The 14,844-nt window shown below is 38.4% G+C and carries 17 protein-coding genes; 8 read left to right on the forward strand and 9 right to left on the reverse strand.

The annotated features are described in order from the left end of the window. Window positions 1-5: 5 nt before the first annotated feature. From AC27JL_RS14395 to AC27JL_RS14405, 3 genes are read left to right on the forward strand one after another with little or no spacing between them, the layout of a single operon-like run. Window positions 6-374, forward strand: coding sequence for a DUF3019 domain-containing protein (locus AC27JL_RS14395; RefSeq protein WP_033019701.1), 369 nt, complete (start codon window positions 6-8; stop codon window positions 372-374). Window positions 375-388: 14 nt separating this feature from the next. Next, window positions 389-1,081, forward strand: a complete 693-nt coding sequence (locus tag AC27JL_RS14400; RefSeq protein ID WP_006793922.1) for a response regulator — start codon at window positions 389-391, stop codon at window positions 1,079-1,081. 21 nt (window positions 1,082-1,102) lie between these two features. Further along, window positions 1,103-2,347 (forward strand): ATP-binding protein, encoded by a 1,245-nt coding sequence (locus AC27JL_RS14405; protein ID WP_487195905.1) that lies wholly within the window; start codon window positions 1,103-1,105, stop codon window positions 2,345-2,347. A 103-nt stretch (window positions 2,348-2,450) separates the two neighbouring features. Here AC27JL_RS14405 and AC27JL_RS14410 read toward each other — a convergent pair whose 3' ends face one another. Then, a complete protein-coding gene (locus AC27JL_RS14410) occupies window positions 2,451-2,666 on the reverse strand; it encodes a DUF3820 family protein (protein WP_277053447.1) in 216 nt (71 codons plus the stop codon). Between the two features lie 329 nt (window positions 2,667-2,995). Beyond that, on the reverse strand, window positions 2,996-4,573 hold the full coding sequence (locus AC27JL_RS14415; protein ID WP_487195906.1) for a cation:proton antiporter domain-containing protein: 1,578 nt from the start codon (window positions 4,571-4,573) through the stop codon (window positions 2,996-2,998). A 266-nt stretch (window positions 4,574-4,839) separates the two neighbouring features. Here AC27JL_RS14415 and AC27JL_RS14420 point away from each other — a divergent pair, with 266 nt between their 5' ends. Together AC27JL_RS14420 and AC27JL_RS14425 are read left to right on the forward strand one after the other, a co-directional pair. After that, window positions 4,840-5,583: a sporulation protein gene (locus AC27JL_RS14420; RefSeq protein ID WP_006793918.1), complete on the forward strand. Its 744-nt coding sequence runs from the start codon at window positions 4,840-4,842 to the stop codon at window positions 5,581-5,583. Between the two features lie 101 nt (window positions 5,584-5,684). Continuing rightward, the gene (locus tag AC27JL_RS14425) at window positions 5,685-6,131 is read left to right on the forward strand and encodes a GNAT family N-acetyltransferase (RefSeq protein ID WP_487195907.1); all 447 of its coding nucleotides are present in this window, start codon (window positions 5,685-5,687) and stop codon (window positions 6,129-6,131) included. A gap of 60 nt (window positions 6,132-6,191) precedes the next feature. On the opposite strand, the gene AC27JL_RS14430 is transcribed toward AC27JL_RS14425, so the two are convergent. The 6 genes from AC27JL_RS14430 to AC27JL_RS14455 all read right to left on the reverse strand — a co-directional run bounded on the left by AC27JL_RS14430 (window position 6,192) and on the right by AC27JL_RS14455 (window position 11,912). Next, window positions 6,192-7,544 (reverse strand): sodium-dependent transporter, encoded by a 1,353-nt coding sequence (locus AC27JL_RS14430; protein ID WP_487195908.1) that lies wholly within the window; start codon window positions 7,542-7,544, stop codon window positions 6,192-6,194. A gap of 204 nt (window positions 7,545-7,748) precedes the next feature. Beyond that, a complete protein-coding gene (locus AC27JL_RS14435; protein ID WP_487195909.1) occupies window positions 7,749-9,041 on the reverse strand; it encodes a sensor histidine kinase in 1,293 nt (430 codons plus the stop codon). 19 nt (window positions 9,042-9,060) lie between these two features. After that, window positions 9,061-9,765 carry a response regulator gene (locus AC27JL_RS14440; protein ID WP_008127973.1) on the reverse strand — a complete coding sequence of 235 codons (705 nt, stop codon included), beginning with the start codon at window positions 9,763-9,765 and terminating at the stop codon, window positions 9,061-9,063. 21 nt (window positions 9,766-9,786) lie between these two features. Then, on the reverse strand, window positions 9,787-10,170 hold the full coding sequence (locus AC27JL_RS14445) for a DUF3019 domain-containing protein (protein ID WP_006793913.1): 384 nt from the start codon (window positions 10,168-10,170) through the stop codon (window positions 9,787-9,789). Next, on the reverse strand, window positions 10,160-11,017 hold the full coding sequence (locus AC27JL_RS14450; RefSeq protein ID WP_277053441.1) for a MipA/OmpV family protein: 858 nt from the start codon (window positions 11,015-11,017) through the stop codon (window positions 10,160-10,162). The genes AC27JL_RS14445 and AC27JL_RS14450 overlap by 11 nt, the downstream gene beginning before the upstream one ends. Before the next feature lie 91 nt (window positions 11,018-11,108). Next, window positions 11,109-11,912, reverse strand: a complete 804-nt coding sequence (locus tag AC27JL_RS14455; protein ID WP_008127968.1) for a hypothetical protein — start codon at window positions 11,910-11,912, stop codon at window positions 11,109-11,111. Window positions 11,913-12,024: 112 nt separating this feature from the next. Here AC27JL_RS14455 and AC27JL_RS14460 point away from each other — a divergent pair, with 112 nt between their 5' ends. Together AC27JL_RS14460 and AC27JL_RS14465 are read left to right on the forward strand one after the other, a co-directional pair. Then, the gene (locus tag AC27JL_RS14460; RefSeq protein ID WP_487195910.1) at window positions 12,025-13,179 is read left to right on the forward strand and encodes a serine hydrolase domain-containing protein; all 1,155 of its coding nucleotides are present in this window, start codon (window positions 12,025-12,027) and stop codon (window positions 13,177-13,179) included. Beyond that, window positions 13,176-13,685, forward strand: coding sequence for a SixA phosphatase family protein (locus AC27JL_RS14465; RefSeq protein ID WP_487195911.1), 510 nt, complete (start codon window positions 13,176-13,178; stop codon window positions 13,683-13,685). Before AC27JL_RS14460 ends, AC27JL_RS14465 begins: the two co-directional genes overlap by 4 nt. A gap of 81 nt (window positions 13,686-13,766) precedes the next feature. Here the strand turns inward: AC27JL_RS14465 and yhbY are convergent, their stop codons facing one another. Then, window positions 13,767-14,063, reverse strand: a complete 297-nt coding sequence (yhbY, locus tag AC27JL_RS14470; RefSeq protein ID WP_006793908.1) for a ribosome assembly RNA-binding protein YhbY — start codon at window positions 14,061-14,063, stop codon at window positions 13,767-13,769. Window positions 14,064-14,150: 87 nt separating this feature from the next. On the opposite strand from yhbY, the gene rlmE reads away from it, so the two are divergent. Further along, window positions 14,151-14,780, forward strand: coding sequence for a 23S rRNA (uridine(2552)-2'-O)-methyltransferase RlmE (gene rlmE / locus AC27JL_RS14475; protein WP_039038537.1), 630 nt, complete (start codon window positions 14,151-14,153; stop codon window positions 14,778-14,780). Window positions 14,781-14,844: the final 64 nt, after the last annotated feature.

Below are 14,844 nucleotides of genomic sequence, written 5' to 3' on the forward strand. Positions count from 1 at the left end.
ATCTAATGGTCATTTTATTTTTAGCGCCACTACTTATCCCCCTCAGTAATGCGCAAGCTGCGTCGTTTACTGTGTCACCCAAAGTATGTGTCATTTCTCAGGTACAGGACTTTTGCGATCTTGATTTAAAGTTTGAATGGCAGGGCGATGTGGTGGGGGATGTTTGCATATATGAACAGAGTAAAAAGATACATTGCTGGCAACAGCAGCGCGCAGGAGAGTTTAATTATAAAGCGCGTGTTCAGGTCGAAACCATATACTCCTTAATCAATTCGGAATCTGGCGTGTTAATAGCTAAAGCACAGGTTGAAGTACAAAGTACTCATGTACAAAAAAGTAGGCGTCGGCTTCGTTCACCATGGAGCTTTTTTTAATTTAGGAGCAATCAATGCCAAAAATTCTACTTGTTGAAGATGATCTTGGTTTACAGCAACTCACAAAAGATTACCTTGAACATAATGGATTAGAAGTCGCAGTTTTAGAACGTGGTGATGAGGTGTTTGGTTATTTAGAAAATAATCACGCCGATTTAATGATCTTAGATGTTATGTTGCCGGGCAAAGATGGATTTAGCGTGTGTCGTCAAGTGCGTGATAAGTTTTCTTTACCAATTTTAATGTTAACCGCTAAAAGCGAAGATTTTGACCAAGTGTTGGGTTTAGAACTTGGCGCAGATGATTATGTTATTAAACCAGCTGAGCCTCGTGTGTTACTCGCAAGAGTCAATGCGCTATTACGCCGTGGTCAAACAGTGACAAAAACGAGTGAAGAATTACAGTTTGGTGATTTAATCATTGATAAGACTAGCCGTATAGTGCAATTATCTGACAAAGAGATTGTGTTAACGTCGCATGAGTTTGAGTTACTTTGGTTGTTAGCCTCAAACGCTGGCCAAGTGCTTAGTAGAGAGCATGTACACCAACATATGATTGGTCGCCAATATGACGGGCTCGATCGCACCGTTGATGTTCGAGTGTCGCGTATCCGTAAAAAGCTGGGTGATAATAGCGACAAGCCATTTCGTATAAAAACAGTATGGGGTCAAGGCTACTTATTTGTTTCCGATGCGTGGGATCTTTAAATACAAGGTTAATAGGCATTAATGGGAAAGCTGTTTGCAAGTTTATATATTTATATTGTGGTTTCATTGTTTGTTGTTAGCGGTGTTATAGAACAATTATGGCCATATGATGAATCGCAACAGCACGTTTTTCTTGATGACGAATTTGGGCAGTCTCTTTGGCTGCTTTCACAAACACCCAATGGATTAGCAAAATTAAAGGAGCACTACAAAAGCCTTGTTATTAGTCGTGCTGATTTAGCACTACCTCAAGAGCAATTGGCTCAGTTAAATAGTCAGCACTACCTATATTTATATGACAAACAACAGCGAGTTGTTTGGTATATTACGCTTAATGACTATGAGCTTTTGCAGGTAGGGCCTATAGGATTAGATACCTCCGTAACGACCTCTGTATGGCCATACGTATTATTGCTCATTATTGTGGGTATTCCCGTAGGCTTATGGAGTTTTCTACTTTGGCGTGACTTCTCTAAATTGCGTAATGCTTGTAAAGCCGTTGAAGGTGCTCAAGACTTTCAACTCTCTGATACCTCCAAATCATTTTTTTTACCAATTACTGAAACACTCAGTTTAATGCAACAACGTATCAGTTTTTTATTAAACGCTCAACAAGAGCTGACTTCGTCGGTTTCTCATGAATTTAGAACCCCCTTAGCTCGCTTAAAGTTTGCAACAGTAATGCTAGATGAACGTTTATCAGATGAAAAAAGTGAAGTTTATATTGCTAATATGAACAGCGATATTAATGAGCTTGAAAGTTTAGTTTCTGAGATGCTTGATTACGCAAAACTAGACTCTCAACAACCTAGCCTACAACCATACCCAACTGATTTGGTTGAGTTAATAAAAGTTAGCGTTGAAAAACTTAATTTTGATAAGAAAATTAGTTTGGATGAAGCATTACCAAGTAGCCTGATTTACCAATGTGATCCGCATTTTATGGCGCGCGCTTTTCAAAATTTAATTGGTAATGCAATTAAATACGCTAATAGCCAAGTTAAAATATCGCTTGTTACTCAGCATAACGAAGTACAGTTTGTAATTGAAGATGATGGCAGGGGCATTGCTGAAATAGAGCGAGAAAACGTATTTAAGCCCTTTACTCGGCTTGATAAAAGTAGAGGCAAAAAAACAGGTGGATTTGGCCTTGGGTTAGCGATTGTTGCTAAAATTATTGCTTGGCATCAGGGAAGTTATCGTATTGAACATTCGTCTTTAGGTGGAGCAAAGTTCATTATTAGCTTACCCATAGAGCAAAACTAAAAAATAAAAAAAGCGCCAAAAGGCGCTTTTTTTGTGGTTAAAACCAAAATCAACAAGTAGCAATTAAATAGACCGCCAATTTATAAAATAGTTTCGTAAAATTTTATTTTTTTTCTAGCAATGGCATAAGCATTTGCTCTAAGCCATTTAGCTTAACCTCGTACATCATAGCTAACTGACTGCCTAGTTTTGAATCTGGAAAACCTTGCTGTTTAAACCAAACTAAGTAAGGTTCGGGAAGTAATAATAATGGACGACCTGAATATTTTCCAAATGGCATTTTAGTGTTTACGGCAATTTTTAATTGTTCCGGATCCATAGGTTTGCTTTTAAGTGTATCAATGGGGTTAGTGTAAGGTATTTTAGAGTAATAAAATAGGCTGTGACGGGCAAGAAACAGCCTATTGAGTGAGGGAGTAGGCCCTCTGATTTAAGAATTTTTGTTGGTGTAAAAAGCCCGACACAACTTTTGTTAGCTGGAGTCTAACTAGGTTGTATTTAACATGGGTTATATTTAACCAACGAAGACAGTTTACCTGTTTTTTGCAGACGTGGTGCATGCACTTGTAAAGGAATGTAAATACAATTGCTTTTTATTTATTTACTAATGAAAAAGAATTATTTTTGTGCCTTTACACATAGTAAATACTATTTTTCACCAAACAATTCTTGTTTTACATGTTCAGCAAAACCACTACCGGCTTCTAAGTAAAAGTTATACGTTGAGTGCACCCCCATACTTTCAAGCTCTTTTTGTTGATCTGGGTAGTTTGCAATTGCAGTAACTTGCCCTGTGTAGCCTGACGCTTGAAGCTGCTCTAATGCAAAAATGTTCTGCATGTGTTTTGGCATTGCTAACATGACCATTTCAACGTGAGAGTGGTTTACACGTTGCCAAAAATCAGGGTCGGTAGCGTCTGCAATCAGTACTTTACGGCCTCTACTTATATGTTTATCGACAACTTCGGGTTTTATATCAATACCCGCTACTAAATTGGGGTGAGTCATATTGATAGTTTCATAAGCACCGGTGCCAATACGACCCATGCCAAAAATAACAATTTTTGTATCATTAAGGTTTACTGGTAATTCTTCGGCTAGACGTGTTTTGCTTTCAAACTTTACTAACCAACTTTCTATTTTTACATATAATTCATTAGAGCGTTTGTTAAGGGGTGAGGCAATAACAAAGGTAATAGATACCGCAATAGCCATAACGGCTAACCATTCAGGGGTAATAATACCTGTTGAAGCTGCAACAGCGCATACAATCAAGCCAAATTCACTGTAGTTAGATAAGGTAAATGCGGTAAGTAGCGAGGTACGTGCTCGTAATTTAAACGCATTCGTAAACACATAATAAAGAATAACTTTAACAGGGAGTACAAAAATAAGCACAATGGCAATGATAAGCGAATCAACTGTTAATTCAGCATTTAAACCAATGCTTAAGAAAAAACCGACAAGTAAAATATCTTTTAAGTTGAGTAAGGATTTTGATAGCTCGCCCGCTTTTTTATGTGGAGCAAACATCATGCCTATGATCAGCGCACCCAAATCACCTTTAAGGCCTGCAAATTCAAATGCGTTATAACCAGCAACAAGCGCAAAAAAGAAACCAAATAAAGGAAGTAGTTCACCATGCTTAGAACGGTTGAGCATAAAATACATAATAGGGCGTATTAAAGGCAAGGCAATAACAATAGCTAGCGCCCAAATGTTGGGTACTTTTCCTGTACTAATAGCTAAAAATATAACCGCAAAAATATCTTGCATTACAAGTATACCAATAGCGATTTTACCGTGTAGGCTGGCCATTTCACCGCGCTCTTCTAATACTTTTACCGCAAATACAGTGCTTGAAAAGCTAAGAGCAAAGCCGACCAACAAGGCACTTTGCCAACTTAAGTCAACAAAAAGGGGCAGGGCAAACACACCTAATAACAACATGAAACCGCTAAAAATAGCGCTACTAAATATAATATGAAGGGAAGCAGGTGCCCACACTTGGGGTTTTATTAAGCTTTTGACTTTAAGTTTTAAGCCAATACTGAACAGCAATAAAGTAACGCCCAATGCGGCAATTGTATCAAGTAATTCTGTGCTTTTATAACCAGCTAGATTAAGCGCAAAGCCCGCCAGCAAAAAGCCAATAAGAGGGGGGAGTTTTAATTGATATACGGCAAAACCACACACAAATGCGGTAGCAAAGTAGATTAGTTCCATAATACTTAAAATTACATCATTTGGTACTGCAGTGTAGCTAAAAACAGCGATTAATGAAAATTAAATTACCACTTGAGCTTTGTTTATTTAGTCGCTTTTAACACCTTGCTTGGATGATAAATGCACAAATTATGCGTATTTAACCCTTAAAAGCATTTAAATCCTACTTTTAAACTGACAACGGCTTTTAATTATGGTTAAGATGAGATAACGAAGACGTTTAAGTTAGGGCATATTTAAGAGCGGCTCAGCTTAAGGAGAATTATATGTTTAAAAAGATTTTAGCATCAGTGGGTATTGGTGCAGCAAAAGTTGACACTATTTTAGAGACTGAACATCTGCAACCAGGTCAACTTTTTAACGCTAATATTGTCATTACAGCGGGTGACGTTAGCCAAGAAATTGCAGGCTTAGATTTACTACTAATGACCCGTGTTAAAGTGGCTGGAGATGAAGGTGATTATTTTACTAATCATGTAATTGATCAATGGCGAATTACCGATATAGGTAAGTTGGAACCCGGTGACGTAAAAAGCATACCTTTTGAAGCGCGTTTGCATTCAGAAACACCGATCACTGAAATTAACGCGGGTTACAACCAGTCCCATGTTTGGTTAGAAACCGGACTAGATATCGATTTAGCACTAGATCCAACAGACAAAGACCATCTTCATATTTACCCAAATGAAGCAGTGAAAACGTGTATGCAGGCAATGGATAAATTAGGTTTTAGTTTATCTAAAGCCGATGTTGAAAAAGGTTTTTTACGTGCCTCTACGTTTGCTTCTGTTTCAGGGTGTTACCAAGAGCTTGAATATAAACCTAACAGCAGAAGTTTATTTGGAATTCAAGAAATCGAGTTGTCATTTGTACCAGAAGCCCACAAAACTCACGTTTTAATTGAGCTTGACCGTGCATTTAGAGGCGATGGGTATATTGATGTAACCATTGAACATGACCATGTAAACTTGTCTCAGTTATGTGATCAGTTAGAGCGTTTATTCGCTTAATACTTTTTTACACTATACAGCGATGAATGTAATTTTATTTTCATTTCGTACTATAGCGATACTAAACCCAGCTTCTGCTGGGTTTTTGTTTAAGGATTACCATGCATTTTAACTGTGAACCATTTGATAAACTGACCCCTCATACCTTGTTTTCAATTATGAAAGGGCGCGTAGACGTATTTGTTGTAGAGCAAAGGTGCCCTTACCCTGAGCTGGATGATGTTGATACTTCTGAAACTACTCAGCATATTTATACGTTAGATAATATGCAGTTAATGAGCTACGCCCGTTGTTATGAAAAAAACGGACAGTACAGCGCAATTGGACGTGTTCTAGTTAGTGAGCATCACAGAGGAAAGGGGATCGCTAGTAAATTGGTTGAACAGGCAATAGCGTGTTGTAAAACGCATTGGCCTGAACGGGACATAGTTATCGGTGCGCAAACCTATTTGTTGGACTTTTATAAGTCATTTGGTTTTAAGTGTACAGGGGATGCATATTTAGAGGACGGTATACCGCATCAAGATATGATACTAAAAATTAACTAGGCTAGTTAAATTTATACTCATATAAAAGCCCACAAGTGTGGGCTTTTATATGAGTTGTTGTTAGCTTAATAACGAGTGGACAAACACTGCACCTATTGCGATAGGGCACACAAACTTAGTATACCAAGGCCATATTTTCCAAAATAGCGTAGTTTGTACCTCGGGATTGCCCTGTTGAATGGCTTGTAGTAATGAATTTCTGTACCAAATCCAGCCTACAAAAATACAGCACATTAAGCCAAGTAATGGTTGCGCAACCTTAGTGGTAAGTGTGATCACTAAACCAAATAATGCGCCTAGGTTACACACAATCGTAATACTAACAACTGCTATCAAGGCCCCAATGACCCACGTTGCTTGAATGCGCTTCAAGGCAAAGCGTTCTACAGCATAGGAAACAGGTGCTTCAAGCATTGATATTGACGAAGTGAGCGCAGCTATACTCATTAGGGCAAAAAATGCAAAGCCAACAAATAAACCTACACTGCCCATACCATCAAATAAAGCGGGTAATACCTGAAATACTAAAGTATCTTCTGAGAGCAATTTTCCGCTGGCAGAAAATATCTCAACACCTTGTGCTTGAGCTACATACATAGCAGGAATAATAAGTAAACCAGCAACAAAGGCAATAAACACATCAATTAACGTTACGTATGCACCGAGAGAGACTAGGTTTTCTTTTTTACTAATATACGAGCCGTATATAATCATAACGCTTGTGCCAAGTGATAATGAGAAAAACGCTTGACCTAATGCGCTAACAATCAACTGGGTGTCAAAAATAGACGAAAAGTCAGGTAACAAGTAGGCTTTTAACCCTTCCATTGCACCTTCTTGAGTCAGTACATAAGCAATTAATAAAAATAAAATACCCAATAAAGCGGGCATCAAGCGCTTTGACCATTTTTCGATACCGTTTTCAACACCACGGCTAATGATTGCTATTGTTAAAACAATAAAAACAAGGGTAAAAATAACATTGCGAGTAGGTGATTGCTCGCTTAGCCAAGTTGATGCTGCGTCGGCTCCGGCCAAGGCGGCGATAGGTTGGGCTGTTGCGCTGAGCATCCAACCTGCAACAATAGCATAAAAACTAAGTATAAAGCCGGCGCATAAAATACCCCCAAAGCCGACAATAAATGCAAAGTGTTTTTGCCAAGGTTTGTTAGATACTTTAGTTAAAGAAACGACGGCGTTAGCTTGTCCGTGTCGACCAATCATGAGTTCGGCCATTAGCGCAGGATAAGCTAAAAAGAAAGCTAACACTAAATAGGCAACTAAAAATGCGGCACCACCATTACTGGCTGTTTGTGTGGGAAAGCCCCATATGTTGCCCAAACCTACGGCAGAGCCGGCGGCGGCCATAATAAATCCAAAGCGAGAACTAAACTCGCCTCTAACTGCGCTCATATTATTATACTTCTCTGTTTTTTAACGGCGCTGACAATCTACTGGAAATGTAAAAAAATAAAAAGTGCTTATTTGCTTATCCCACATAATTTAGTTTTCCAGTGGTGTGATTAATGCGCTGTTTTTAGTAAATGTTAGGAGTAGATTAAAATTAATGGGTTGATTTTGTTTTAAAAATGTTAATTACACCGCGTAATTTATACTTTACGATTTATAATGCTGGGTAATACTAAGGGTAAAGCAGGCTCCGCCTAAGTGCTTACTTTTGCTGACAGAAATAGTACCGTTATGCCAGTCAGCGACCTTTTCAACAATAGCCAAGCCAAGGCCATAGCTTTTATCTGCGCGGTTTCTATGATCTTCTTCTCTAAAAAATGGGCTTAATACATTTTTAAAGTTTTCTTGAGCAATCCCTGGGCCATCATCCTCAACAGTTATGATAAGTTGGCGTTCGTGAACCTTGGCGCTCAAGTAGATATATTGTTCGGCAAAATCGCATGCATTGGTCAGCAGGTTTGTAATAGCACGTGCTAACCAATGAAGGTCGGCCACAATAATGTCAGTTGAGCTATTAAGGTCAACAGTTAGCATTTGTGATTCTAACTTTGGGGCAAGCTGAACTAAAATGTTTTCAAGGTAATGCTTTATATTTGTAGAAGAGTACGTCAATTTGTTTGCGTTTTGCTCAAGTGTTGCAAACGCTAAGTAGCTTTTAAGCATGGATTCCATGTGATCTAAATCGTTTTCCATACGCTCTAAATAGGTTTTTATTTTTTTTTCATCATGGGTATCTAAGGCGGCATCTAAGCCAAAGCGAAGACAGGCAATAGGGGTGCGTATATCGTGCGATAAACTTGATGCCATTAATTTATTCTCAGCGACAAGTTTTTCAATTTGGCTCGCCATACGGTTAAACGTTAACTCTACATCTCTTATATACGTGAAATGCGAGGCGTTAATTCTGGCTTGTGTATTGCCTGATGCAAACTGTTTAGCAGCCTCATTGAGTACACTTAGTCGCTTAGCGAGTGGCGCAATAATGAATCCCATTAAAATGCATAAGCCAGCATAAAAAAGCAAAGTTAAAAATATATCGTTTCGTTTATCTGTGTCTGCGCTTTTTTTAAGTCGCATAGAAATATGAAAGGGATTTAGCGCTTGGTTACTATACAGCATATAAAAACCTTGCTGATCTTCTAAAATCAATCCGCCAACAGCATGCATTTGAAGTAATAATGAAGGAGGTAAAGCAAGTGATTCATTAGGTTTATAATCGATTGATAGATCAAACTCTTCACCTAGCTGCTTAACATATGCGCCACGTTCAGAGGTGGGAATATTTGCCAGTTGTTTACTAAACCCCATCATCATTTTGCTTTGCACACTAAATTCGTCTTGTGGGGTGTGTGCTTGCTGGCTAAAGGCGTCTATAAGCCACCCTAAAACCACAATAGATACCAGTGCGCTGCCAAGTAGTGATATGTAAAACTTTTTCATTTAAGCATACAGCTGTAAGTTACCATGCAGTAGAGACGAGCAAGTAACCACGCCCCCAAATTGTCTTAATTTTTTCAGGGTTTTGTGGGTCGTCGCTAAACTTTTTTCTTAGTGCAGAAATAAGCACATCGACACTTCTATCAAGTCCGTCGTATTCACGTCCTTTAGTGGCTTTAAAAACCGCGTCACGTGATACAACTTGGCCTGCATTACTTGCCAAATAATGCAGGAGTAAATATTCAGCACTGGAAATATTAACGTCTTCGCCGTTAAATTTCACGTTTCTCGATTCGGTATTAATATTAAGCGAACCGACCGAAATTGTGCTTTCTACTTTTTCCAATTTATTGGGCTCACTGCTTTGACGAAGCGCCGCTTTTATACGAGCGAGCAAAGCGCGCGGGCGTACTGGTTTCATTATATAATCGCTCGCACCTACCTCTAAACCTATAACTTCATCCATTTCTTCATCACGTGCTGTAAGCATAATAATAGGCGCATTATAAAAGCTACGAAGTTCTCTACATACACTAATGCCATCTTGACCAGGTAACATAATATCAAGTAGGACAATGTTTGGGTTCAAGGTTTTTACCTGACTGACAACTTCATCACCTCGGTGACAAACATGGGTAGTGTAGCCTTGTTCAGTTAGGTATTCGGCTACCCACTGAGCCAATGATGCATCATCTTCTACTAATAAAATAGTGCCGTAATTATCCATAAATTATCCTTAATGCAGTGGCTAAAATAATCGCCAGCGACGCTTTTTTTGTCTGTTTTGATATACCCACTGAAGTTTTACTTCTGCAGTGCCAATTATTTTTGATGTATTACTATCAAATAGTTCAAATGCGATACTTTGCTTAGAATCAAACGCGTAATTTAATGTGCCTTGTTGCTGTTTGAGCCAACATTGCATAATGTATTTTGATGTTGCATCGCGTAGGCAATAATTACCAATAATGGGTTGGTGCCACGTAATAACAACGTCGGCATAACAATCGCGGCCTTCACGAAGAGCTACGCACGTATCAGGAACCGCGGTTAAAGTATTTTGTGTATCGCTAGATTGCGCAAGCGCTGATACAGGAAAAATTATTAGTAAACAAAACCATCTAAAAAACATAACGTAGGCCTACCTTGGCTTTATGCTGATACCCTTGAGAAATAATTGGGCTGTCGTCGATTTCTGCTGAAAACCATGTGGAAAGAAAGCCAGCTAGAAAAACCCAATCTTGGCTTATTGGGTATTCAGCATGAAATTCAAATATTAGGCTGGTACTTGCATGTGCATCATAAAAAGGTCGGTTTTCGGCTACTTCTTCTTGGTCAATGCCAAAATAATAATTTGTAAAATCAGCTGAATAAGCACTTACGCCAACACCGGATCTAAATTCCCAGTTTCGCCACGGTAAAATTTGGCTAAAGAAGGTGTTAACAACCCAGCTGTTATGGGCGCCAGAAACATCATAAAGGTATTCAAATGAGATTTGAGAGTTTTCGAATCGGCGTGTAAGCCTTAGACCAACACCAAAATCATAGCGACGAGACTTTATGCCATTAAGCTCTGCAATTACACCATTGTTATAAAAGCCAAGGCCTTTTTCGTCAAAGCCTGCTTGGGTGTTCGTGCCTAGTATGTCCAAGCCCCAATCATACTTATCAATGATACTGTAGCCGATAATAAGACCGCCACTGAGTTGGTTATGATCAAAGTCGAGATAAAATCGGTCGTAGGATACAGCAAGGCTTAAATCGAGCTCTAAATCGGTGTCGTAGGCATTGGTGCCGACTAGGTAAGTATCTTCTACAAAATAACTTGCCCCTGCGCTCCAGTCCCATGCAAAGCCTTGAGTGGGCTCAAGGGTGTTGTCTGCATAATAACGATTACTTGCTTGGGCTGAGGTCGCTATAAGGCCCAAACTGAACAAGACAATACTAAAAAGAGTACGGTTAAGTAAGGTATATTTCATCCACGTTGAGCCTGATTATTTGTTGTTATAGTGCGTAGTATATTGTTAAGGTATACCCTTAATCTGTAAAAAAATGTAGCAAATGTTACTTTTACTGAACTTTAATTTTATCTATTAAGATACTGCTTAAGTAAAATTGCATCATAGGTGTTAGAGCACTGACTTCTGTGCGGCTGCACGGACCACTTAACTTACTTAGGCTAGATAATTTAGACAGCATTTGATACTCAGGGATTTTCACCTCTTTACCCACTCTAGCTAAACGTGCTTCTTCTGTGTTTTGCTGGTGGATAAATGCAACAACCTCTAGTTCGTTTGTAATTCTTTGTTCTTCACTTAAGCTGTAAATTAGCGGCTCTCGGTGAAAGCTGGCACTATCTATTGACGACGTTGCAAACCACACCACATCGCCAGACGCTTTGTGTGTTAAACGCATATTAACTTCTGCAAAAATAGATGCACATTGCTGCGTTGGGTATTGCTTTGCAATATTTTCAAACAAGACAAATGGCTTTTCAGGTGTGGCAATTGAATACTGTGTGTTTTCTTTAAATGTTAAGTCGAGCTTTTGAATAGTCAGCGTGTAATCACTGTTATTTTTACTCGTAACTTTAAGCTGTTTATCGTTAAGTGCTTGGCTTATTTGCGATAGTAGAGTGTCGGTTACACTTGCTTTATCGGTAATTATTTTTACAGTTTGATTTTGTAAAACTTTGTGTGCAGGCAATTGCACCGACTTCACTTTTGGTGAAGCATGATCTGTTTGGTATTTAAGCTGATATGTTTGCGTTGTTAATGCTGGCTTTAACGGCATAGCCAAAGGTTCTGCTGGTTGTTTGGTAATGGCACAACCTGATGAAAATAAAACAAAAAGTAATACAACTAAAAAACGCATAAATACTTAACACCCACAAAAAGTACAATAATTTTTGTATTGTACGTTAGTCCAAAGAAAAGTTCATGATATTATGCATACAGAGGCAGTTAAAAAGATAAAGTATTAAAAAATGAAGCGCTTACCACTTTTAAAGTATTGCTTAACTGCAGTGTGTTTTGTGCATGCAACCGTTAGTTTTGCAGCGCAGCAAGACCCAAATTGGGATAGTTTTGTAAAAAAGTATGGCCGTTACGCAGAAAAAAAACTCACGAGTAAAGGCATTCCAGGAGCTGCACTTTCGATAGTTAATTTAGGCAATAGTGATTACATCCATGCGGTCGGACGAACAAAAGCCCGAAATGGTCAAAAGGTTAATGTTCACACTCGTTTTAGACTGGCGTCGGTGTCTAAAACATTTGCAGGCTCTCTGGCTGCAAAATTATCTAGTGATGGGCTCATAAAATTAGATAACTCCGTCAGTAATTACTTACCTGATTTTATAGGTACAGAATACGAAGACAACTTAAAAGTTTATCACTTACTTAGCCATTCTAGCGGCTTGGTGCCAAACGCATATGACAATTTAATTGAGTCGCGAATGGATTATCCCGATATAGTACAAAAGTTAGTGACGGTTAAACCTATTTGCGAGCCTGGTATATGCTACGGTTATCAAAACGTCATGTTTAGTTTAATTGATGATGTTATTTTAAAAAGTACAAATAAAGATTATTCACAATGGCTAAATGAAGGCATTTTTCAGCCACTTGATATGATTGATGCTAGCTTGGGTTATGAAGCCATGCTGGTTGATAGTAATTACGCTTTACCGCACGTACGTGGGAAAAAACGTTGGTATACTGCAAAGCTTAAAAAAAATTACTACAAAGTTGGACCAGCAGCTGGTGTTAATGCCAGTGCAAGCGATATGGCTATCTGGTTAAAGGCACAATTAGGTCAATATCCTGAAGTGTTGTCACTTGATGCTTTGTCTAAACAAACTCGGCCCTATACACGCACAAAAAAAGAAATGTACCGCAGGGTGTGGAAAAAACAGTTAAACGAAGCTTATTACGGTTTAGGTTGGCGAGTATACAATTACGATAATGAAACCTTGTATTACCACAGTGGTTGGGTGCAAGGATACCGAAGTGATTTGGTGGTATTCCCTCATTTAAATATTGGCTTTAGCTTAGTGTTAAACGCTGAAACAGGGTTAATTAATGAGTTAACAACCGAGTTTATTAATCGTTTATTAACATACAAACGTGAGCAGACAATATGAAAGTAAAATACGGTGTTTTTATCTTGTTATGTGCAGTTTTATTTAATAGCCAATATGTATTTTCGGCTCCAGAAAAAATATACCTTTTTCGCCATAGTGAAAAACTAGCAGGTAAAAACCCAGCGTTAACTCAGCAAGGCTATAAACGGGCAGAGCAGCTAGTCACATTATTTAAGCAATTTGATAAGGTACATGTATTTAGTAGTAACTATAAACGTACTTTACAAACAGCAGGCCCACTTGCTGCGCATTTTGGCTCTGAAATAAAGATTTACAATGCTAGAGATTTGGCAGATTTAAAAAACCAGATAGTGTCTTTGAATGGCGTAGTTGCTGTGATTGGTCATAGCAATACAACTCCAGAACTTGCAACGTTGCTTTCAAATGAAGAAATAGAACCAATGAGTGAAATGCAGTTTTCACGCTATTTTTTGTTAAGCAAAAAAAAGCATTATGCAGAAATCAAATATTTACTCAAAGACTTAGAAATGAATTTTACCTTTTAGAATTCAGAGGTAAATAAATAATAAAAAACCAGCTAATAGCTGGTTTTTTTATTAAGCGCAATAAATTACTCAGGAAGTAAATTAGTTACGCGGCAGTTGAATTTTTTTCTCAGGGCTTTGGCGATAAAGCACAATAGTGTGGCCAATTGTTTGAAGCTTTGTCGCACCTGTTTCACGAACGATAGCTTCAAAAATAAGCGCTTTGGTTTCACGATCGTCAGTTGGTACTTTAACTTTGATTAATTCGTGAATTTCTAGTGCACTTTGAATTTCCATCACTACGCCTTCGGTTAAACCGTTAGAACCTAGTAAAACTACAGGCTTAAGGCTATGTGCCTCGCCTTTTAAAAACTGCTTTTGTTTATTTGATAATGTCATGTTTATACAAATTTTGCTGAATATGGCTTGAATTAAGGGTATTCTAACGCCATCTAGAGAATATTACTAATTAGTTGCGTGTAATTTATGACAAATAAAAAACAGTCAGCCAGTTCACAGCGATGGTTGAAAGAACATTTTGATGATAAATATGTTCAGGAAGCGCAAAAAAAAGGCTGGCGTTCAAGAGCGGTTTTTAAATTAGATGAAGTACAAAATAGAGACAAGTTACTTCGCCCTGGTATGACTGTGGTGGATTTAGGGGCTGCTCCGGGTAGTTGGTCACAGTATTTAGCCGAGAAGGTAGGTGACAAGGGGCAAGTTGTTGCTTGTGATATTTTACCTATGGACTCTTTAGCGGGTGTTGATTTTTTACAAGGTGACTTTCGTGAAGAAGCCGTGTTAGATGCTTTATTAAAACGCATTGATGGAAAAAATGTTGATGTGGTACTCTCTGACATGGCACCGAACATGAGTGGTAATAACTCAGTGGACCAAGCTGGAAGTATGTATTTAGTTGAGCTTGCGCTAGATATGTGTAATCAAGTTCTAAAGAAAAATGGTGCATTTATTGTTAAGGTTTTCCAAGGCGAAGGCTTTGATCAATACTTGCAGGATGTACGTAATAGTTTTAAAGCAGTGAAAATACGCAAACCTGATGCCTCACGTGCCCGTTCTCGGGAAGTATATATAGTAGCGACTGGATACAAACTGTAGTACAGTTGCTTGGCGTTTAGTTGAATTTAAATTAATTGGATACAAGAGGTTAACCCCTTGAGCG

Source organism: Pseudoalteromonas sp. 4NS20-0020, from assembly GCF_057554385.1.

Excerpts from the sequence above, each read along its gene's own strand:
- AC27JL_RS14395 (WP_033019701.1), top strand. The coding sequence starts at position 6 with ATGGTCATTTTATTTTTAGCGCCACTACTTATCCCCCTCAGTAATGCG.
- AC27JL_RS14400 (WP_006793922.1), top strand. The coding sequence starts at position 389 with ATGCCAAAAATTCTACTTGTTGAAGATGATCTTGGTTTACAGCAACTC.
- AC27JL_RS14405 (WP_487195905.1), top strand. The coding sequence starts at position 1,103 with ATGGGAAAGCTGTTTGCAAGTTTATATATTTATATTGTGGTTTCATTG.
- AC27JL_RS14410 (WP_277053447.1), bottom strand. The coding sequence starts at position 2,666 with ATGGATCCGGAACAATTAAAAATTGCCGTAAACACTAAAATGCCATTT.
- AC27JL_RS14415 (WP_487195906.1), bottom strand. The coding sequence starts at position 4,573 with ATGGAACTAATCTACTTTGCTACCGCATTTGTGTGTGGTTTTGCCGTA.
- AC27JL_RS14420 (WP_006793918.1), top strand. The coding sequence starts at position 4,840 with ATGTTTAAAAAGATTTTAGCATCAGTGGGTATTGGTGCAGCAAAAGTT.
- AC27JL_RS14425 (WP_487195907.1), top strand. The coding sequence starts at position 5,685 with ATGCATTTTAACTGTGAACCATTTGATAAACTGACCCCTCATACCTTG.
- AC27JL_RS14430 (WP_487195908.1), bottom strand. The coding sequence starts at position 7,544 with ATGAGCGCAGTTAGAGGCGAGTTTAGTTCTCGCTTTGGATTTATTATG.
- AC27JL_RS14435 (WP_487195909.1), bottom strand. The coding sequence starts at position 9,041 with ATGAAAAAGTTTTACATATCACTACTTGGCAGCGCACTGGTATCTATT.
- AC27JL_RS14440 (WP_008127973.1), bottom strand. The coding sequence starts at position 9,765 with ATGGATAATTACGGCACTATTTTATTAGTAGAAGATGATGCATCATTG.
- AC27JL_RS14445 (WP_006793913.1), bottom strand. The coding sequence starts at position 10,170 with ATGTTTTTTAGATGGTTTTGTTTACTAATAATTTTTCCTGTATCAGCG.
- AC27JL_RS14450 (WP_277053441.1), bottom strand. The coding sequence starts at position 11,017 with ATGAAATATACCTTACTTAACCGTACTCTTTTTAGTATTGTCTTGTTC.
- AC27JL_RS14455 (WP_008127968.1), bottom strand. The coding sequence starts at position 11,912 with ATGCGTTTTTTAGTTGTATTACTTTTTGTTTTATTTTCATCAGGTTGT.
- AC27JL_RS14460 (WP_487195910.1), top strand. The coding sequence starts at position 12,025 with ATGAAGCGCTTACCACTTTTAAAGTATTGCTTAACTGCAGTGTGTTTT.
- AC27JL_RS14465 (WP_487195911.1), top strand. The coding sequence starts at position 13,176 with ATGAAAGTAAAATACGGTGTTTTTATCTTGTTATGTGCAGTTTTATTT.
- yhbY (WP_006793908.1), bottom strand. The coding sequence starts at position 14,063 with ATGACATTATCAAATAAACAAAAGCAGTTTTTAAAAGGCGAGGCACAT.
- rlmE (WP_039038537.1), top strand. The coding sequence starts at position 14,151 with ATGACAAATAAAAAACAGTCAGCCAGTTCACAGCGATGGTTGAAAGAA.